We start from the raw sequence: 18,841 nt of genomic DNA on the forward strand, positions 1-18,841 counted from the left end.
CCAAGCGCCGCCAGATGATGGCGGAAGCCTTCGCTATCTCCGAAGAGGAAGTGCACTGAAACGGGGCACATCGCGTGTCACACTGAAACGGGGCACATCGCGTGTCACCTACTTCTACTTACCTGAGGCACCCGATGTGCCCCGGCCGATCCTGCCGACCCCAAAGCCGGCAGACATTGCAGATGCTCCAAGCCACGGGCGAAAAGCTGCCGCGTGACTGAAAAACCGTGTCCATCGTTCCGCACTTCCATCCTCAAAAAGGAGACGACCATGCTGCCGATCTGCGGGCCTGAAGAAATACCGCTCCATCCCGTTCTGTTCGAGGCGCTGTGCCGCGCCACCGCAAAGAGGATGGATATCCCCTCCATCTGTCGCGTCCGTCGCTGCAGCCGCCAGGAGGAATGCACGGGTAAGCTGAAACCGCGCGAAATCCCGCCTTGTTTCCGCGGTCCTGGGGATGTCAATGTGCTCTTGCCTTCCTGCATAGCCGGTGCCGACGATGCCTGGTTCCGCGCGTTCGTCCTTGAGTGAATCCTGTGCCGGGAAGATTATTTCGGCCGCGTCCGCCCGCCCGAGGCGGTTCGCAGCCTGCTTGCCCTTGACGAGCAGTGGCCGGTCTCCATCTATGTCGAGGAGCAGGAGGAAACACCGGCCGCTGCAAGCCCTCGCATGAATGTAACGCGCGATCTGCTCGATGCGATGCATGCCTGCGTGGAACGGCGGCATGCGACACCGGTGAAAAAGGCGGATCTCTAGGAGGAGACTGACATGCCCTATGTCGATGGATTTATCGTTGCCGTCCCGAAGGACAATATCGAGGCCTACAAGGAATTGGCCCGCACAGCGGGTACTGTCTGGAAGGAATATGGAGCGCTCTCCTATGTCGAATGCATCGGCGACGATGTGCCGTATGGAGAGCTCACCTCCTTTCCCCGTGCCGTTCAGGCGGCCGATGACGAGGTGGTGATCTTTTCCTGGATTACCTATCCCTCACGCGAGGAGCGCGACGAGATCAACAAGAAGGTCATGGCCGATCCGCGCCTCAGCATGGACAATTTTTCCATGCCGTTCGATGGCAAGCGGATGATCTATGGAGGCTTCAAAAGTTTTCTGGAACTGTAACGCAGCAAACCGGCAACCCCTCAACCCGCGCGATGCTGCGGCATGGAAAGGATTTTATGCCCCAGACCATCATCAGCCTGCCGACGCGCGGCGCCGGCCTCTACGAGTTTACCGGCGAGGCGCAGGATTTCGTGCGGCGCGCCGGTGTGGAGGAGGGGCTGTTGACCGTGTTCGTGCGCCACACGTCCTGCTCGCTGCTGATCCAGGAAAATGCCGATCCGGATGTTAGGCGCGATCTCACCCAGTTCTTCAAGCGCCTTGTGCCGCCGTCCAGCGATTCGTCGATGGCCTGGATTATCCACACCGCCGAGGGCCCGGACGATATGCCGGCCCATATCAAGGCGGCGCTGACGCAGGTGTCGATCGGCATTCCCGTCGGGCAGGGCCGCCTGATGCTCGGCACCTGGCAGGGCCTTTATCTGTTCGAACACCGCGACCGCCCCCACCGCCGCGAGGTGGTGCTGCATCTGAGCGGATGAAAGCGGTGAAGATGTTGCAATTCCGGGAACAAAAACAGCCGTTTGGGCGTTGCATGGTTTCGATTAAGGCGGGGATCGCACCGCTCATACAGGCAAAGGGAAGAGACATTGACCGACGCGCAGACCATTGCCAGCCGCTTCATGCAGGCCCTCAATGAACGGGACTTCGAGACGATCGGCACATTTCTCGACGAGGACGTGGCGCTCGATACCCTGACGGGCCAGCGCACCATCGGGGCGGGTCCGTTGCGTATGGGGGTGATGACCTATTTCCGCCATTTCGACGAAAGTTTCAGCGACATGGTGCTGATGCACGATGCTCTTGGCCAGCGTGTCGCCGTCGATGCCACTGCGCGCGGCCATTACCGCGAAACGATGCCGGGTTTCCCGCAAGCCAGCGGCCAGTCCTATTCGATCCCGAGCGTCTTCGTGTTCGAGTTCGATAATGGCGCCGTCACTCGGCTCAGCCATTATCGCAATATCCGCGTCTTTGAAGAGATGCTCGCCCGCTAAGGCTGCTTTGCGCCTTCTTCCTGCCATTTCAACACGTTCTTGCTTCGGCTGAACCCCGGATGAACGGCAGATTCGGGTTCCGTTCAGCCGCGCCGGATTAGGGTCTCGTCAATGCCCGGAACAACAGGCGGGCGGACGTCTTACGGTTTTAGACCCATAAGGAGAAACAGTCATGAAACAGATTTTTGCAAAGCTGGCCCTTGCCGGCATGATCGGTCTGACCGGCTTTGGTGCCACCCTCGCACCGGCTGCCGCCGACACCCTGACGCTTGGCATTCATTCCGGCGGTGTCGTCGATGTGCAGTACCGTGATCACGGCCGCTACGGCGACGAGCGTGATTGGGATCGCGATCGCCGCTATCGCCCAGGCTGGGGCCATGAGCGCCGTGGCCGCTGCGACCCCTGGCTTGCCAAGGAAAAGGCCCGTGATTTCGGCATGCGCCGCGCCCGTGTGGTCGACGTTTCGCCCCGCCGGGTTATCGTTGAAGGCATGCGCCGCGGCAATTACCGCAGCATCGTTTTCGCCAATGCCCGCGGTTGCCCGGTGATTGGCCGCTAACCACAGCCGGTCGCTCCAATTCTTTCCGTCATGTCTCCCCCGGCCGGCGGAAAGTTTCACCCCTCGCGGTTTTCCGCGGGGGTGTTTTTGTTTTGGGGGCGAAAACCTTATCTCTTGTTTTCCAAACTATGTGCATAAAAAAACCCCGCCGGAGCGGGGTTCGATTGTCCACGGGCCTTGGCGATACGTTATTATTGCTTGATCGCGAAGGTGACGTTGACGGTGACGTTATAGCTGTTTTCTCCCGTGGCGATCGGCACGGCGTCACCGGCATATTCCTTTGCCATGGCGCGCATCATCGGCATCGGTTCGGGCCGGGATGAGTTCTCTGAAATTTCAACGATACGGCCAATCGAGACGCCGGCTGCTTCCGACAGGACCTTGGCCTTGGCGACGGCATCGGTCACCGCAGACTTGCGGGCTTCGGTGATCGTTGCTTCCGGCTTGTCATTGGAAAACTGGATCGAGCCGCCCTGATTGACGCCGAGCGTCACGGACTGGTCGATGATTTCACCGAGCTTGGCGAGGTCACGCACCTTGATGGTCAGCGAATTGGCGACCTGGTAACCGGTCAAAACCGGCTGGCGATTGCCGCCGTCGCTATTGTCCGGATACTGGTATTGCGGATTGACGGCGAAACCGGAGGTCTGCAGGTCTCGATCGGCAATGCCGCCGGCTTTCAGCGCGTTCAAGACATCGGCCATCGCCTTGTTGTTGGCGTCGAGCGCTTCCATGGCGGTCTTTGCATCCTTGACGACGCTGAACGACAGGATCGCCATATCAGGCGCAATGCTTGCTCGGCCTTCGCCGGAAACGGTGATCACGGCTTCACGCGGCGTGTTGTCCTGCGCAAAGGCGGATGCGCCGGCAATCCCCGCAAAAGCGGCAGCCAGAACGACGGTCTTGAGGCGGCGGGGGAAATAGGTGGATGTCATGGATGGGTTCTCTCCAGTTGTGTTTCGTCCCTGTCACCTTATTGATGATTGATTGTGTAGGGATTGCGGCAACGTCTTGTGGGAAAACCAGTTTTCCGCTAGAGCCAGTCCCACCGCGGTCTGCCATTGGCCCGCGGGATCCGGACATGTCCGGCGGGGCCTGTAGCTCAATGGTTAGAGCCGGCGGCTCATAACCGCTTGGTTGGGGGTTCGAGTCCCTCCGGGCCCACCATTTCTTTGTCGATACCGCGTGCAAGCAAACCGGGCCGCGTTTCTGCGGCACCAGTCGCTGTTTCTCGAATGTCAGATTGCCACCTGCTCGCCGAGTTCCACGACGCGGTTGGCCGGGAGTTTGAAGTAGGCCGATGGATCGATACCGAAGTCTGCCAGCGCGATATAGAGCCGTTCCTGCCAGACGGGCAGGTCCGTGTTCGGCGTGCTGATGAGGTTGCGCCGCCCGAGATAGAACGAGGTCTGCATGATCTCGAACTTGAAGCCCTTCTTTTTACAGAGGACGAGAGCTTTCGCCACGTTCGGCTCGTCCATGAAGCCGAAGTGGATATCGACCCGCAGGAACCGCTCGGAAAGCTGCGTGATGTCCACGCGCTGACTGTCGGGAACATGCGGTTTGTCCTGCGTCCAGATCGTCAGGATGACGTTTTGCTCATGGAGGACATGGTTGTGCTTGATATTATGGAGCAAGACGGCCGGCGTCCTGTCCGGCACGCTTGTCAGGAACACGGCGGTGCCGGGGACGGTGACGGGCGCGTGCTCCGACGGGCGTTCGATCGACTTGATGAAAATGTCCAATGGCATGTCGTTCTTGGCCGTCTTCTCCCGCAGGATGCGCGAGCCGCGTGTCCAGGTCCACATGACCGCCATGATGGCGAGCGCAAGGGCTACGGGAACCCAGCCGCCGTCGTGAATTTTGAGGAGGTTCGCTCCGAGGAATACGGCTTCGAGGATCAGAAGCGGCAAAAGGACAGCGGCTGCCTTGATGGTGGACCAGCCCCAGATGGAGCGAAGAAACTGGAACGACATAAGCGTTGTGACGACCATCGCGCCGGTGACGGATATGCCATAGGCCGTTGCAAGCGATTCTGAATCGCCGAACGAGAAGATCAGCACGATGACGCCGATGAACAGCAGCAGGTTCACGGCCGGGACGTAAATCTGTCCGGTGTTCGTTTCCGAGGTGAACTTGATCGCCAGCCGCGGCAGGAAACCGAGATGGACGGCCTGCCGGGCAAGCGAAAACGCGCCGGTGATGACCGCCTGGCTGGCGATGATGGTCGCCATGGTGGCGAGGATGACAACAGGCAGCAGCGCCCATTTCGGGTACATGAGGTAGAACGGGTTTTCGATGGCTTGCGGGTTGGCCAGCACGAAGGCGCCTTGTCCGAGATAGTTCAGCGCCAGCGCCGGGAAGACCAGGATGAACCAGGCCACCTGGATTGGCTTGCGGCCGAAATGCCCGAGATCGGCGTAGAGGGCTTCGGCCCCCGTCACGGTCAGGAAAACCGCGCCGAGGACGATCAGGCCGGCAAAACCGGCATGGCTGATGAACCACAGAGCGTTGATCGGGTTCAGCGCCTGGAGGATCGTCCAGTCGTCGCCGATATGGATCAGGCCGCCCCACGCCATGACCAGGAACCAGACGGCGGTGATCGGGCCGAAGAGCTTGGAGACTGCGGCCGTGCCCTTGGATTGCACGAGGAACAGACCGGCCATGATCGCCGCCGATACCGGCAGGACGTAACCCGCGAACGCAGGTGTCACCAGTTTCAGGCCTTCCAGCGCCGACATGACTGACAGTGCCGGCGTGATCATGGCATCGCCGATGAACAGCGCCGCACCGATGATGCCCGCGAAAAACAGGATGGGAGTGAAATTGCCGGTTTTCTTCATCAGCAGTGCCAGCAGCGACAGCGTACCGCCTTCGCCATCGTTGTCGGCACGCAGAAGGAAGAGAACGTACTTGAAGGTGACGATGATCGTCAGCGTCCAGACCATCAGTGAGATCAGCCCCAGCACCTCGTTTTCATGGACCCCGTCCGCAGCAAAAGGTCTCAACGCCTCGCGGAAGGCATAGAGCGGACTGGTGCCGATATCGCCGTAGACAACGCCGATCGAGCCGAGCAGCAGAACAAGGAATTTGCGCGTCTCGGAGGTGCCGTCAGGGGCTGCGGTAGACGATGTCATGCGATATTGGCTTTCTGGGCGTTTGCGGGCCTTCTGGCCCTTTGACGGCAATATGGTGCAATGCAGCGTCCGTCGCAAACCCCGGATATGATTGTTCATCGTTTCACGGTTAATTGGGCAGCTTTCTGTGAAAACCGGCAGTTTCGCAGTGCGGTTGATGCCGCGTTCCTCTTGCCGTCTCAAGTCAGATCTCGGCTATGGGCTGATCGCGGTTATCCGCGGTTCGGGTCAAGATCACGATTGAAGTATCCTATCCAGGAGGATAGGATATAGGTATGAGCGAAGATAATCACGAACACAGACACGAGACCCACTCCGATATCGTCAAGCGGCTCAAGCGCGTCGAGGGACATTTGAAAAGCGTGATCGCTATGATCGAAGGCGGCCGCTCTTGCGTGGACATTGCGCAGCAGCTTCATGCGGTAGAAAAGGCGATCACCAATGCCAAACGGACGCTGATCCACGATCATCTTGATCACTGTCTCGAAGATACCGTCGGCTCGCTCGGCCGCGAGCAGAGGCAGGCAATGGCCGAGTTCAAGACCATCGCCAAGTATCTTTGAGGATGATTCGTCACCGCAATTTTCAATCCTGATCGAAGCGCGACCGGTGCAGGCATGGGCGGCAGCGGCGATCCAACACGAGATGCAGGGATGACCTGATGCTTTCCGTTCTGAAGAACCGCACCTACCGCCATCTCTTCCTCGCCCAGGTCATTGCCCTGCTCGGCACGGGGCTCGCCACCGTTGCCCTCGGTCTGCAGGCCTTCGAATTCGCAGACGGCAACGCGGGCGCCGTCCTTGGCACGGCGCTGGCGATCAAGATGATCGCCTATGTCGTGGTCGCGCCGGTCGCCACGGCGTTTACCGAGCAACTTCCGCGACGTGCGATGCTGGTCACGCTCGATCTGATCCGCGCCGGGGTGGCCGTCTGTCTTCCGTTCATCACCGGGGTGTGGCAAGCCTATCTGCTAATTTTCGTGCTGCAGGCGGCATCGGCAGCCTTCACGCCGACATTCCAGGCGACCATCCCCGACGTGCTGCCGGACGAAGATGATTACACAAATGCGCTCTCGCTTTCGCGGCTGGCCTACGATCTTGAAAAAGTCGGAAGTCCGCTACTGGCAGCTGCGCTGCTGATGCTGATGAACTATCACAATCTCTATCTTGGGACCGTCGTCGGCTTTTTGGCCTCGGCAAGCCTTGTCGTCTCGGTTCTGTTGCCCGATCCGAAGCCCGCGGAGCCGCGCAGCATCTATGAGCGGACGACGCGTGGTATTCGCCTCTACTTGACAGTCCCACGCTTGAAGGGCCTTTTCGCGCTCAACCTTGCGGTTGCTGCGGGTGGCTCAATGGTGTTTGTCAATACGGTCGTTCTGGTCCAGAGCGTGCTGGCGCTCGGGGAGCGTTACACAGCGATCGCGTTGGCGGCCTTCGGGCTGGGATCGATGCTTGCCGCGTTGCTTCTGCCGCGCCTGCTGAAAAAGGCCGACGACCGTCGGACGATGCTGGCGGGAACGGTGGTGCTCGTCGCCGCCCTCGTGGTTGGGATGTTGACGACGTCCTATGCCGGTATTGTCGTCGTGTGGGCCGTGATCGGCATCGGCTATTCTCTCGTTTTGACACCGTCAGGGCGGATCCTTCGGCGTTCCGCGTCGCCCGAGGATCGGCCTGCATTGTTTGCGGCACAATTCGCCCTTTCCCATGGATGCTGGCTGATTACCTATCCATTGGCGGGATGGCTGGGAGCGACGGCAGGCCTCACAGCAACATACGCGGCCCTTGCCGTCCTAACGGGATTTGGAGCCGTTCTCGCCGCTTGGCTTTGGCCGGCCGCAGAGGAAGACGAACGGCACCTTCATTCGGACCTCCACGCCGACCATCCGCATATCGCGGGAGCGAAGATTGTTGTGGGCGGGCACGAACACGCCCACCCTACGCGCAAGGACCGATATCACGGCTGACCGCGTCTTGCGGACAGTTCACGACCTCTTTTCCATCACAAATGCCGCGACGTATTCGGCGCGGCAGGCCATCGGCTGACGCGATGCTGATACATCCGTTTCAGGTCGGACGTGCATCGAGCGCGTGCAGGATGCCACGTAATTCGGCCAGGCCCCGCAGGCGGCCGATCGAGGGGTAGCCGGGAGTGACGGTCTTTTCGAGGTCGTCGAGCATGCGGTGGCCGTGGTCGGAGCGGAAGACGATGGTGTTTTCCGCTGAGCGGCGGCGGTCCTCCGCGACGAGTTCCTTCAGCACCGCCACCATATCGACGTCGCCGTCGAGATGGGCGCTTTCGTGGAAGCTGCGGCCGTCTCCCTCGCGGGTGGTGGCGCGCAGATGGGTGAAATGGATGCGCGCGGCGAAACGGCGGGCAATGGCTGGCAGGTCGTTGTCGGCGCGCACGCCGAGGCTGCCGGTGCAAAAGCACATGCCGTTGGCTGGCGAGGGTACCGCATCGAACAGGGCGGCGTAGTCGTCAGCGGTCGAGGCGATGCGCGGCAGGCCGAAGAGCGGGCGTGGCGGATCGTCCGGATGCAGGGTCAGTTTGACGCCCCGTGCTTCGGCCGCAGGTGTGACGGCTTCCAGGAACTCGATCAGGTGCTGGCGAAAACGGTTTGCATCGACGCCGCTATAGGCGGCGAGCCGTTCGCGAAAGCCGGGGACCGTCATCGGTTCGGTGGTTGAGCCGGGCAGGGCGGAGGTGATGATGCGGGTGATCTCGGCCATTTCGGCTTCGGGCATCGCATCAAACACGGTTTTGGCGCGCAGGCGGTCTTCTTCTGAATAATCGTTTTCAGCGCCGGGGCGCTTGAGGACGAACAGATCGAAGGCGGCGAAGCGTTCATGATCGAAGCGCATGGCGGTGGCGCCGGTGGGGGTGATGAAATCAAGCTCCGTGCGCGTCCAGTCGACCACCGGCATGAAATTGTAGCAGATGATCTTGATGCCGCAGGCAGCGACGGCCTCGAGGCTGGCAATCCATGCTTCGATTTCGGCCTTGGCCTTGGCCCCGGTGCGCTTGACGGCATCGGGGATGGGGATGCTCTCGACCACGGACCACGTGAGCGGCGAGCGCCCAGGGGGCGTGGTTTCGATCAAAGTCTGGCGCTCGCGGACTTCGCTTTCCGTCCAGGCGCGGCCGATCGGTACCTGATGCAACGCCGAGACGATATTTGTCGCCCCGGTCTGGCGCACATCGTCCAGCGTTACCGGCGCATCCGGCCCGAACCATCTCCATCCCTGACGCATGCCTGCTTCTTCCTCCGGTTCATTCAGTCGTTTTGTTCAGCAAAAATAATTGGGGTGCATGACCCGCAATTCGGCAACGTCGGGAATGACGGCGCTCAAATGGTGCATCATGGCGGCCCGGGCGCTTTCGACGTCATGGGCGGCGATGGCATTGCGGATCGTCACATGCTCTTCGATCACGCTCTCCATGCGGCCGAGCGCCGGCAGGGTCAGACGCCGGGCACGGTCGATCTGGATTTTGACGGTTTTCAGAATGGCCCAGATACCGGGATAGCCGGCAATACCGGCGATCGCCTCGTGAAAGGCTTCGTCCTGTTCGTGAAACAGGGACGTTTCGTTATGGGCGGCATGGACGCGTTGACGGGCGATGATGGCGTCGAGCTTGGCAATGTCGGCGAGGGTCGCAATTGCTGTTGCCGATTCCACCGTTGTTCCCTCCAGCGACTTGCGGATGACCACAGCCTCGGGAATGGCGGCGACCGGAACCAGCGACACGAAGGTGCCGGACTGGGGGAATATGTCGACAAGTCCGGCTTCCGCCAATCGCAGCAGCGCCTCGCGCACCGGTGTGCGGCTGACGCCGAATTCCTCGGCGATCTTTTTCTCCTGCAACGGCATGCCGGGCGGCATCTGCAGCGATGTGATCGCTAAATGCAGCCGCTCATAGATTGCCGAACCGGCCGTGACGCGCCGGAGCTTTGCAGTTGCCGGTTCTGCAAGGAAGGGCGCGACGGCGGTGTTTCGTGGCGATGATGGCATGAGGTTTCTCGAGGCGTTGACACTGTCGTGAATACTAGTATATCAGTTTGCTCACGTTGCCAAGACGTGAAGCGGGAGGAGCGACAAGGAATGGCATTGCACCCCGACAGGCTGTTTCCTGCCGATCCCGGTATACGGGCTATCGCAAGGCAGCTTTACGAAACCGTTGCAGGACTGCCGATCGTATCGCCGCATGGCCATACGGACCCGTCCTGGTATGCGGAAGACAAGCCGTTTCCAGACCCGGCAGCACTGTTCATCACCCCGGACCATTATGCGACGCGCATGCTTTATTCGCAGGGTGTGCGGCTGGAGGATCTGGGTGTCCCCCGGCGTGACGGGGCGGCGGTCGAGACGGATCCCCGCAAAATATGGCGGTTGTTTGCCGCGCATTTTCATCTTTTTGCCGGAACGCCGACGCGCATCTGGTTCGAGCATTCGATGGAGACTGTGTTCGGGATCACCGAGCGCCTGTCGCCAAAGACGGCAGACGCCTTGTTCGACCGGATCGAGGCGGCGATCCCGACGCCGGAGATGCGGCCGCGCGCCCTGTTTGATCGGTTCGGTATTGAGGTGATTGCAACAACGGACGGTGCGCTGGAAGATCTCAGGCATCACGACGCCGTGCGCAATTCGGGATGGCATGGCCGCGTGGTGCCGACATACAGGCCGGATGCGGTGGTCGATCCGCAGGTGCTCGGATTTGCCGGAAACCTCGACCGATTTTTGGCGATGACCGGTGAGGCCGCGACGTGGTCAGGTTACCTGAATGCGCACCGGGCGCGGCGTGAATTCTTCAAACGGCGCGGAGCAACGGCGACGGATCACGGTCATGCCACCGCGCGGACCGAGAATCTGTCTTCCGACGATGCGGCCCGGCTGTTTGATAAAGTGCTTGCCGGCAAGGCGGATGCCGGCGAGGCGGACGCCTTCCGTGGCCAGATGCTGACGGAAATGGCGCGGATGAGCAGGGATGACGGGCTGGTCATGCAGATCCATCCGGGCTCCTACCGCAACCACAATCCGTCGCTATTTGCGGATTTCGGTCCCGACAAGGGCGCGGATATTCCGCAGTCAACCAACTATGTGCAGGCGTTGAAGCCGCTGCTCGACGCTGTTGGTAACGACCCGGCGCTGACGGTGATCCTCTTCACGCTCGACGAAACCGCCTATTCGCGCGAACTGGCGCCACTTGCCGGCCATTATCCAGCCCTGAAGCTCGGACCCGCCTGGTGGTTCTTCGACAGCCCGGAAGGCATGCGCCGCTACCGCGAGACGACGACCGAAACCGCCGGGTTCTACAATACGGTTGGCTTCAACGACGACACTCGCGCCTATCTGTCGATCCCGGCCCGCCACGACATGGCGCGGCGGGTGGACTGCGCCTATCTCGCCCGTCTCGTGGCGGACCACCGCATCGATGAAGACGAGGCTTCCACTCTGGCGCATGAACTCGCCTACGGGTTGGCAAAGAGGGCCTACCGACTGTGACCATCTGGCAGACGGGCGGCTGAGGAGGCGTCCGCTGCACAACAAGGGAGGAGAACGACATGAACGTTACACGCAGGACCTTTGTCGGCGGAGTTGCCGGCCTGACCGGCCTGGGGCTTTTGCCCGGCCGTCTTTTTGCGCAGCTGAAGGCTCCGGCAAGCCCCGTCACCATCACGGTGGTGGATGTCGCCGGCAATCTTGCCCTGACGCAGGGCATGCTCGAGGCCTATGCCGCGGCAAAGCCGGAATGGGTATCGAGCTTCGCCTTCACCAAGGCACCGGCACCGGAACTGCCGGCCAAGATCAAGGCGCAGCAGGCCGCCGGCAAGGTCGATATCGATCTCGTTCTGACGGGCACCGACGTGCTCGCGGCCGGTCTCGACCAGAGCCTTTGGGTCGATCTTGCCGCCCATAAGGGCGACCTGCCCAATCTGGAAAGTATCCTCCTGCCGCAAGCGTTCAAGATGCAGGCGCTCGCCAAGGAGCAGGGCGTCGTCGTCACCTATTATCCATCGGGCCCGCTGATCGAATATATGCCGAACCGGGTTCCGGCACCGCCGAAGACAGCGGCGGAACTGCTGGAATGGTCGAAGGCCAATCCGAAGAAGTTCATGTATGCTCGCCCGGCCAATTCCGGCCCCGGCCGCACGTTCCTGATGGGGCTTCCCTATATTCTCGGCGACAGCGATCCGCGCGATCCGGTCAAGGGCTGGACGAAGACCTGGGAATATCTGAAGGCTCTGGGTGAAAACGTCGAATATTATGGTACCGGCACGACCCAGACAATGAAGGAACTCGGCGAAGGCACCCGCGATATCGTCGTCTCGACGACCGGCTGGGATATCAACCCGCGCGCGCTCGGCATCGTTCCGGCCGAGGCCAAGGTCGGCAAGCTCGATGGCTTTCATTGGGTGACGGATGCGCATTATGCGGTCATTCCGAAGGGCGTTTCGGATGAGAAGGTCGCCGTTCTGCTCGACATCATCAACTTCATGCTGCAACCGCAGCAGCAGGCGATCGCCTACGACCAGGGCTATTTCTATCCGGGCCCGGCAGTCAAGGACGTGACGATCGAGATGGCGCCGCAGGAAAGCCAGGATGCCATCAAGGAATTCGGCCGCCCGGAATATGCCGACTGGATCGCCAACAATCCGCTGGAAGTGCCGCTTGAGCCGGCGCAGATCGTCGATGCGTTCCGTATCTGGGACGAACAGATCGGCGCATCCAAGGGCTGAGCCTGACAGAGCCTGAAACGGCGGCGGTTTTGCCGCCGTTTCAAATTGCCTATCGACGTGGAGGAACGACCTTGAATTTGCCGGTTCAGAACGCAGCGGCGGTGCTTTCGCCCAAACAGTCGGCCCGCCTCGAGCTGGATGGCCTGCGCCGATCGTTCGGTGCCTATACCGCGCTCGATGGCATCGATCTTGCAATCGAGCCTGGCGAGTTCATCGCGCTTCTCGGGCCGTCCGGTTGCGGCAAATCGACGGCGCTGAATTGCGTGGCCGGGCTTCTTGCCCTGTCGGGCGGCGAAATAAGGCTGGGCGGCTACCGCATCGATCAGCTGGAGCCGGAAAAGCGCGGGTTCGGAATGGTGTTCCAGAGCTACGCGCTGTTTCCGCATATGAGTGTGCGCCGCAATGTCGGGTTCGGGCTGACCATGCAGGGCATTCGCGGCAGCGAGGCCGACCGGCGCATCGAGCAGGCCTTGGCGCTGGTGAGGCTGGAAAGCCAGATCGACAAGCTGCCGGGGCAACTCTCCGGCGGACAACAGCAGCGTGTGGCGATTGCCCGCGCCATCGTCATCCGGCCGCCGGTCGTGCTGATGGACGAGCCGCTATCCAATCTTGATGCCAAGCTGAGGCTGGAGATGCGCGCCGAAATCCGCGGCATCCATGACCAGATCGGCTCGACAACCATTTATGTGACGCACGACCAGGACGAGGCGCTGTCGCTTGCCGACCGGATCGTCGTCATGAGCCAGGGGCGGATCATGCAGATCGGCTCGCCGCAGGATCTCTACCAGCGGCCCAATCATATCGACGTCGCCGATTTCATGGGTTTTCGCACGCGCATTGCCGGTCGGGTGACTGGCATATCCGGTGACGAAGCCCGCATCGAGGTGGCCGGGGCGCAGCTGACGGGCACGATGCGCGAGCCGCTTGCCGTTGGGGATCAGGCCGTGCTGTCGGTGCGGCCGGAGGATCTTGTTGCCGTCGAGGATGGCAACGGCATGCCCGCTACGGTCGTCAACATGGAATATCGCGGCCGTGCCTTTTTCGGGCTGGCCAAGTCGGCTGACGGTTCCGATCTCTATTTCCGCGCCGAACAGGCTCTGCCACGCGGTGCATCCGCAACCCTGCAACCAGCGCAAGGCCGGGCGCTATTGTTCAAGGGGAAGGGCGCATGAGCACGCCGTCGCTTCGCTATCGGCTTGCCGCGCGCGGTTTCGATGGCACGACACTGCTGGTCCTGCCGGGGCTCGCCGTCATGCTCGGGCTGTTCATCTACCCGTTTTTCTATGGCCTTGCCGATTCGGTGATGCCGAAGGAGGGCGCCTGGTATGCCAATTATGTGGCCTTCTTCAGCGACCCCTTCCAGTACCGCACGATTGCCTCGACGCTCTGGCTGGCGCTGCCGGTGACGATCGTCAATCTCGCCTTTGCCGTGCCGATTGCCTTCAGGGTCCGGCTGATGACGCGGCAACGGCTGTTGACGACAATCCTCGTCCTGCCGATCACGCTTGGCACGGTATTCGTTGCCGACGGACTTCTGACGTTTCTCGGGCCGCAGGGCTGGTTCAACCGCGTGCTGGTACTTGTCGGCTTGCTGGATGCGCCGGTGAAGCTCACCAACAACTATTGGGGTGTGTTTGCCTCGCTGGTGATCACCGGTTTCCCCTTCGCTTTCCTGTTGACGCTGTCCTACGTGACGGGCATTGACCCGGCGATCGAACAGGCGGCGGCAACGCTTGGTGCCAATGCCCGCCAGCGGTTCATGAAAGTCTTCCTGCCGCTGCTGGTGCCGGGGCTGGCGGTGACCTTCTGCCTGGCCTTTGTCCAGGCCTTCGCCGTCTTTCCCTCAGCCGTCCTGCTCGGAGCGCCAGCCGGCCCGACGCGGGTGATCTCTATTGCCGCCTATCAGGCCGCCTTCGAGCAATATGATCATTCGCTGGGAACGGCGATCGCCATGGTCATGGGCGCGGTGGAACTGGTCGTCGTGCTGATCGTGCTCGGCGCACGCTCGATGTTTTATCGCGGCCCGACCGGGGGGACAAAGGGATGATGACCATGACAAAGCCTGTGCCTCATCACGCATTTTTCCGGGAGATGCCGCTATGATCCGCGATCAGGGCCTCGTGTCGAAAATCTGGCGTTTTGCCGTCTGGGCAGTCGCGGGGCTGTTCATTATCAACCTTATCGGCGTAATCGCCGCCGTGGTGGTCAATTCCTTTGCCACCCGCTGGCTTGGCACCTGGCTGCCGGTTGGCCTGACGACGAAATGGTATTTTAGCGCCTGGAAGGAATTCCAGCTGTCGAGCGTCGTGTTCGTGACATTCCAGATCGTCTTCACCGTGGTCCTCATCTCCGGAATCCTCGGCGTCACCACGGCTTACGCGCTGGCGCGGCGGGACTTTCCGGGCAAGCGTCTTGTCGTGCTGCTATTTCTGCTGCCCTTGCTCATTCCGCCGCTAACCTATGGCATCCCATTGGCGACGGTGCTCTACCAGATCGGCCTCGGCGGTTCCTTCTGGGGCGTCGTGCTGATCAATCTCGTGCCCTCGCTGCCCTTCGTCGTTCTGGTGATGATCCCGTTCATCGAGCAGATCGACCCGCGCATCGAGGCCGCGGCCCGTGTCTTTGGCGCAGGCACCGGCAGCCTGTTTCTGCGCATCCTCCTGCCGCTTCTGTTGCCCGGCATGCTGGCGGCATTGCTTCTGGTTCTGGTGCGGACCATCGCCATGTTCGAGCTGACCTTCCTGATTGCCGGACCGACAAGCCAGACGCTGGTCGTGTCGCTCTACTACGCGGTCTTTGCCGCCGGTGTCCGGGCCGGGCAATCGATCGACGCCATGGCGGTGATCTATATGGTGACGACCCTGTTCTGGCTGATCCTCGCCTTGCAGTTCGTCAACCCGTCGCAGATTGTCGCCCGTGCCAAACAGCAGCCTGCATCATGACCAGATTGTCGAACCAAACACTTCCGGACCTGCCGGCTGCTATTGTAAAGCCCGGGTATGACCGGGCGAAGGTATCCATCGGCATTGTCCATCTCGGGATAGGTGCTTTCCACCGGGCGCATCAGGCGGTGTTTACCGATGACGTTTTGGCACGCGATCCATCCTGGGGAATTTGCGGGGTTTCGTTGCGCAGTGCGGAGACCCGTGACGCGCTGACGCCGCAGGACGGGCTCTATACGTTGAAGGTTCAGGACGGTGAGGGCGAAACGCTGCGCATCATCGGCAGTGTCCTCGAGACCCTTGTCGCGCCGGAGGACCCGCAGGCCGTTCTGCAACGGATGGCTGACCCGGCGACCCGCATTGTCTCGCTGACGGTCACGGAAAAAGGCTATTGCCACAATCCGGCGACCGGCACGCTGGATGAAAACCATCCCGATATTCAGCATGACCTGCAACATCCGGAAAAACCGAAATCGGCTATCGGCTTCATCGTCGAGGCTTTGGCCCGACGGCGGGCGGCAGGCGTGGAGGCCTTTACGCTTCTGTCCTGCGATAATCTTCCATCGAACGGTCATGTGCTGAAATGTGTTGTCCGCCGCTTCGCCGAACTGCGGGATACGGAACTGGGCGCTTTCGTCGCCGGTATTGCCTCTCCATCCACGATGATCGACCGGATCGTGCCGGCAACGACGGAGGCCGATCGCGCTGCCATTGCAACTGCTCTGGGTGTTGATGATGCCTGGCCGGTGGTGACCGAACCGTTCCGGCAATGGGTGGTGGAGGATCATTTTCCGCTCGAGCGTCCGGCATGGGAGGAAGCCGGCGCTATCTTCATTCCCGAGGTTTCCGCCTTCGAGACTATGAAGCTGCGGCTTCTCAACGGCAGCCACTCGACGCTTGCTTATCTGGGGCTTCTCGCCGGGGCCGAAACGGTTGCCGAGGCCATGGCCTTGCCGGGCATGGAGGCGCTGATCGAGGGCTTGATGCGTGAAGAGGTGTCTCCGACGCTGCCGCCGCTCGCCGGGTTTGATCTGGCGGCCTATCGAGGCGATCTCATTCAGCGCTTCAAAAACCCGGCGCTGCGCCACCGCACCTGGCAGATCGCCATGGATGGGTCGCAAAAGCTGCCGCAACGGTTGCTTGGCACGATCCGCGCCCGTAGGCGGGCAGGGACGTCCTGTGACCGGCTGGTGCTCGGAGTTGCCGCGTGGATGTATTACGCGCGTGGCGTCGATGAAGCCGGAAAGGCGATCGATGTCCGTGATCCGCTGGCTGGGCGCATCAGGGCTTTGTCGCAGGGACTGGATGATCCAGAAGAGATCGTTGCGGCGTTTCTCGGTTTGACTGAGGTCTTCGCCGACGATCTCGGCGGCGACGCTAATTTCCGGGTGGGGCTTGTCGATGGCTTGTCGCGGTTGCTCTCAACAGGGGCGGCGGCGGAGCTGGCTAGATGGCAAAGACCACGCGGGTGAGCTTGTTCTTTGCAGCCGTTGCCACGGCGGGCTGCCATCGGCATCCGGCCTGAGCCTGATCGGTGTGCGAGTGATTCACGAAATAGAGAGTAAATTCAGGGTTGAGTCCTGATTTTTATGTTTACTTTTTGTTGTGTTCTCCGAATTGCTATACTTGATTGCCGCGGTTCTTTGTCATCACAAGTCAGATATTGCGTTTTTCTTCACAATGGATCGGTTCCGTCGAAACTTTAATGAAATAACGCTCTGCTGAATTACGTTTCGGTTAACTACTGCTTTTTACCGCCATTTAGAATTTCGCAGCTACTGTCCATTGCCTGGGGAATACATTTACGCCGGGAAGTACCTGGTGCGGGGCAGGGGATCACTGTGCGTCTATTGAAGAAGCTATTTGCCGACCGGGCGGGCAATTTTGCCGTCATCGGGGCCATCGCCATCGTTCCTATCCTTGGCGCTGCCGGGATGGCTGTGGATTTCAGCCGCGCCATGGAACTCAAGTCGCGCTTGCAGAATGCCGCTGATGCAGCGGTGCTCGGCTCGATCGCCGAAAGATCCGCAGGTGTTGCACAAGCTGTCGGCATGACCAGCGATGGTCCCGTGCCCCTCAGTGAGGCGGAGGCGGAGGCTCTTTTTAAGGCTCAAAGCCAAGCCAAAACCAACTCTATAAAAGAGGATGGCATCGAAAAAGAGAAGATCGAATCCGAGGATATGAAGCTCGATCTCGTCAAGGCAACGGTCGTCAAGGACGGCAAAGATATCAAGGCCAAGCTGGCCTATCAGGCAACGTTGAAGACATCTTTCCTGCGTATTCTCGGCAAGGACAGCCTCTCGGTATCCGGTGGCGCCACCGCCGTTTACCAAACACAGTCCTTCATGGATTTCTACATGCTGCTCGACAACACCCCGTCGATGGGCGTGGCAGCGACACCTGCCGATGTCTTAAAGATGGAAGCCGCGACCAAGAACGTCTCGGATGCTGGCTCTAGAAGCTGCGCTTTCGCCTGCCACATCGTCGCAGAAAACGGCACCATCAATACCAACAGCAACTATTTCGTTGCCAAAAACAACGGTATCGAGATTCGCATCGACGTGGTTGCGAAGGCGGTCAAGGCATTGACAAGCGAGGCAGAGCGCCAGCAGAGCTATCCCAATCAGTTTCGGATGGCCGCGTACACATTCGGTGAAAAAGCGGAGGACGTCAAACTGCTGAAGGTGGCGGACCTGACCAGCGACCTGTCCAAGGTGAGGACAGGAACGAAGGATATCAAGCTGATGAGTATTCCCAAACAGGGGTACAACAATGACCAGCAGACGAGCTTCGACGATGCACTGACCGAGATCAATAAGGAAATCAGTGCGCCGGGCAATGGTACGACGTCTACCAATCCCGAGAAAGTCGTGTTCTTCGTTTCCGACGGGGTAGGCGACAGCAAGAAGCCGCAGGGGTGCACGAAAAGGCTCACGGGTACCCGCTGTCAGGAGCCGATCGACATCACCTACTGTCAGACCTTGAAGGATCGCGGCATCAAGATCGCCGTGCTCTATACGACCTATCTGCCTCTGCCCACCAACTCATGGTACAATAGCTGGATCAAGCCATTCCAGTCGGAAATCGGTACGCGGATGGAGGCCTGTGCCTCGCCGGGTTATTATTTCGAGGTGAGCCCGACCGAAGGAATCGAAAAGGCGATGAAGGCACTGTTCAACAAGATTATACGGACGCCGCGGCTGACAAGCTGAGTGTAGCACTATTCCGGATCGCTAACGAATGGCCATGAGTCCTCGGACCGCGTGGCCATTCTGCATTTCAGCGTGTGCCGCAGACCGAAATGCCGCGTTTTTGCAGTGCAGCATCGCGACACCCTGTACAATTGCGCTCAG

18 protein-coding genes and 1 tRNA gene are annotated in these 18,841 nt (G+C 60.5%); 15 read left to right on the top strand and 4 right to left on the bottom strand.

Annotation, left to right across the window (positions count from 1 at the left end):
- Positions 1-270 precede the first annotated feature (270 nt).
- The 5 genes from ASC96_RS33110 (at position 271) to ASC96_RS29450 (ending at position 2,673) form a co-directional block, all read left to right on the top strand.
- A complete protein-coding gene (locus tag ASC96_RS33110; RefSeq protein WP_156393890.1) occupies positions 271-531 on the top strand; it encodes a hypothetical protein in 261 nt (86 codons plus the stop codon).
- Between the two features lie 237 nt (positions 532-768).
- The gene (locus tag ASC96_RS29435) at positions 769-1,122 is read left to right on the top strand and encodes a DUF1428 family protein (protein WP_060506617.1); all 354 of its coding nucleotides are present in this window, start codon (positions 769-771) and stop codon (positions 1,120-1,122) included.
- Between the two features lie 56 nt (positions 1,123-1,178).
- Entirely contained in the window at positions 1,179-1,601 is a 423-nt protein-coding gene (locus ASC96_RS29440) for a secondary thiamine-phosphate synthase enzyme YjbQ (RefSeq protein WP_060506785.1), read from the top strand.
- A gap of 108 nt (positions 1,602-1,709) precedes the next feature.
- Complete coding sequence (locus ASC96_RS29445; RefSeq protein ID WP_060506618.1) at positions 1,710-2,114, top strand: ketosteroid isomerase-related protein; 405 nt, start codon at positions 1,710-1,712, stop codon at positions 2,112-2,114.
- A 172-nt stretch (positions 2,115-2,286) separates the two neighbouring features.
- Complete coding sequence (locus ASC96_RS29450; protein WP_060506619.1) at positions 2,287-2,673, top strand: hypothetical protein; 387 nt, start codon at positions 2,287-2,289, stop codon at positions 2,671-2,673.
- 191 nt (positions 2,674-2,864) lie between these two features.
- Here ASC96_RS29450 and ASC96_RS29455 read toward each other — a convergent pair whose 3' ends face one another.
- A complete protein-coding gene (locus tag ASC96_RS29455) occupies positions 2,865-3,608 on the bottom strand; it encodes an SIMPL domain-containing protein (protein ID WP_060506620.1) in 744 nt (247 codons plus the stop codon).
- A gap of 156 nt (positions 3,609-3,764) precedes the next feature.
- On the opposite strand from ASC96_RS29455, the gene ASC96_RS29460 reads away from it, so the two are divergent.
- A tRNA-Ile gene (locus ASC96_RS29460) sits at positions 3,765-3,840 on the top strand.
- Positions 3,841-3,911: 71 nt separating this feature from the next.
- Here the strand turns inward: ASC96_RS29460 and ASC96_RS29465 are convergent.
- A complete protein-coding gene (locus ASC96_RS29465) occupies positions 3,912-5,810 on the bottom strand; it encodes a potassium transporter Kup (protein ID WP_060506786.1) in 1,899 nt (632 codons plus the stop codon).
- 275 nt (positions 5,811-6,085) lie between these two features.
- On the opposite strand from ASC96_RS29465, the gene ASC96_RS29470 reads away from it, so the two are divergent.
- Positions 6,086-6,373: a metal-sensing transcriptional repressor gene (locus ASC96_RS29470; RefSeq protein WP_060506621.1), complete on the top strand. Its 288-nt coding sequence runs from the start codon at positions 6,086-6,088 to the stop codon at positions 6,371-6,373.
- A 98-nt stretch (positions 6,374-6,471) separates the two neighbouring features.
- Positions 6,472-7,773 (top strand): MFS transporter, encoded by a 1,302-nt coding sequence (locus tag ASC96_RS29475; protein WP_060506622.1) that lies wholly within the window; start codon positions 6,472-6,474, stop codon positions 7,771-7,773.
- A gap of 100 nt (positions 7,774-7,873) precedes the next feature.
- Here the strand turns inward: ASC96_RS29475 and uxuA are convergent, their stop codons facing one another.
- Together uxuA and ASC96_RS29485 are read right to left on the bottom strand one after the other, a co-directional pair.
- On the bottom strand, positions 7,874-9,061 hold the full coding sequence (gene uxuA, locus ASC96_RS29480; RefSeq protein WP_060506623.1) for a mannonate dehydratase: 1,188 nt from the start codon (positions 9,059-9,061) through the stop codon (positions 7,874-7,876).
- Between the two features lie 36 nt (positions 9,062-9,097).
- Complete coding sequence (locus ASC96_RS29485; RefSeq protein ID WP_060506624.1) at positions 9,098-9,820, bottom strand: GntR family transcriptional regulator; 723 nt, start codon at positions 9,818-9,820, stop codon at positions 9,098-9,100.
- Between the two features lie 90 nt (positions 9,821-9,910).
- Here ASC96_RS29485 and uxaC point away from each other — a divergent pair, with 90 nt between their 5' ends.
- The 7 genes from uxaC (at position 9,911) to ASC96_RS29520 (ending at position 18,700) form a co-directional block, all read left to right on the top strand.
- A complete protein-coding gene (gene uxaC / locus ASC96_RS29490) occupies positions 9,911-11,311 on the top strand; it encodes a glucuronate isomerase (RefSeq protein ID WP_060506625.1) in 1,401 nt (466 codons plus the stop codon).
- 59 nt (positions 11,312-11,370) lie between these two features.
- A complete protein-coding gene (locus ASC96_RS29495; protein ID WP_060506626.1) occupies positions 11,371-12,546 on the top strand; it encodes an extracellular solute-binding protein in 1,176 nt (391 codons plus the stop codon).
- Positions 12,547-12,617: 71 nt separating this feature from the next.
- A complete protein-coding gene (locus ASC96_RS29500; protein WP_060506627.1) occupies positions 12,618-13,718 on the top strand; it encodes an ABC transporter ATP-binding protein in 1,101 nt (366 codons plus the stop codon).
- Positions 13,715-14,593: a sugar ABC transporter permease gene (locus tag ASC96_RS29505; RefSeq protein WP_060506628.1), complete on the top strand. Its 879-nt coding sequence runs from the start codon at positions 13,715-13,717 to the stop codon at positions 14,591-14,593. Before ASC96_RS29500 ends, ASC96_RS29505 begins: the two co-directional genes overlap by 4 nt.
- 52 nt (positions 14,594-14,645) lie before the next feature.
- Positions 14,646-15,488 (top strand): ABC transporter permease subunit, encoded by an 843-nt coding sequence (locus ASC96_RS29510; RefSeq protein ID WP_060506629.1) that lies wholly within the window; start codon positions 14,646-14,648, stop codon positions 15,486-15,488.
- Positions 15,485-16,960: a mannitol dehydrogenase family protein gene (locus tag ASC96_RS29515; RefSeq protein ID WP_060506630.1), complete on the top strand. Its 1,476-nt coding sequence runs from the start codon at positions 15,485-15,487 to the stop codon at positions 16,958-16,960. Before ASC96_RS29510 ends, ASC96_RS29515 begins: the two co-directional genes overlap by 4 nt.
- Before the next feature lie 378 nt (positions 16,961-17,338).
- Positions 17,339-18,700 (top strand): Tad domain-containing protein, encoded by a 1,362-nt coding sequence (locus tag ASC96_RS29520; protein ID WP_112834585.1) that lies wholly within the window; start codon positions 17,339-17,341, stop codon positions 18,698-18,700.
- The last annotated feature ends 141 nt before the right edge of the window (positions 18,701-18,841 follow it).

Origin of the sequence: Rhizobium sp. Root1204 (assembly GCF_001424965.1) — a bacterium.
Lineage (GTDB): Bacteria > Pseudomonadota > Alphaproteobacteria > Rhizobiales > Rhizobiaceae > Pararhizobium.

Excerpts from the sequence above, each read along its gene's own strand:
- ASC96_RS29510 (WP_060506629.1), top strand. The coding sequence starts at position 14,646 with ATGATCCGCGATCAGGGCCTCGTGTCGAAAATCTGGCGTTTTGCCGTC.
- ASC96_RS29440 (WP_060506785.1), top strand. The coding sequence starts at position 1,179 with ATGCCCCAGACCATCATCAGCCTGCCGACGCGCGGCGCCGGCCTCTAC.
- uxuA (WP_060506623.1), bottom strand. The coding sequence starts at position 9,061 with ATGCGTCAGGGATGGAGATGGTTCGGGCCGGATGCGCCGGTAACGCTG.
- ASC96_RS29435 (WP_060506617.1), top strand. The coding sequence starts at position 769 with ATGCCCTATGTCGATGGATTTATCGTTGCCGTCCCGAAGGACAATATC.
- ASC96_RS29470 (WP_060506621.1), top strand. The coding sequence starts at position 6,086 with ATGAGCGAAGATAATCACGAACACAGACACGAGACCCACTCCGATATC.
- ASC96_RS29515 (WP_060506630.1), top strand. The coding sequence starts at position 15,485 with ATGACCAGATTGTCGAACCAAACACTTCCGGACCTGCCGGCTGCTATT.
- ASC96_RS29455 (WP_060506620.1), bottom strand. The coding sequence starts at position 3,608 with ATGACATCCACCTATTTCCCCCGCCGCCTCAAGACCGTCGTTCTGGCT.
- ASC96_RS29495 (WP_060506626.1), top strand. The coding sequence starts at position 11,371 with ATGAACGTTACACGCAGGACCTTTGTCGGCGGAGTTGCCGGCCTGACC.
- ASC96_RS29505 (WP_060506628.1), top strand. The coding sequence starts at position 13,715 with ATGAGCACGCCGTCGCTTCGCTATCGGCTTGCCGCGCGCGGTTTCGAT.
- ASC96_RS29450 (WP_060506619.1), top strand. The coding sequence starts at position 2,287 with ATGAAACAGATTTTTGCAAAGCTGGCCCTTGCCGGCATGATCGGTCTG.
- ASC96_RS29475 (WP_060506622.1), top strand. The coding sequence starts at position 6,472 with ATGCTTTCCGTTCTGAAGAACCGCACCTACCGCCATCTCTTCCTCGCC.
- ASC96_RS29465 (WP_060506786.1), bottom strand. The coding sequence starts at position 5,810 with ATGACATCGTCTACCGCAGCCCCTGACGGCACCTCCGAGACGCGCAAA.
- uxaC (WP_060506625.1), top strand. The coding sequence starts at position 9,911 with ATGGCATTGCACCCCGACAGGCTGTTTCCTGCCGATCCCGGTATACGG.
- ASC96_RS33110 (WP_156393890.1), top strand. The coding sequence starts at position 271 with ATGCTGCCGATCTGCGGGCCTGAAGAAATACCGCTCCATCCCGTTCTG.
- ASC96_RS29485 (WP_060506624.1), bottom strand. The coding sequence starts at position 9,820 with ATGCCATCATCGCCACGAAACACCGCCGTCGCGCCCTTCCTTGCAGAA.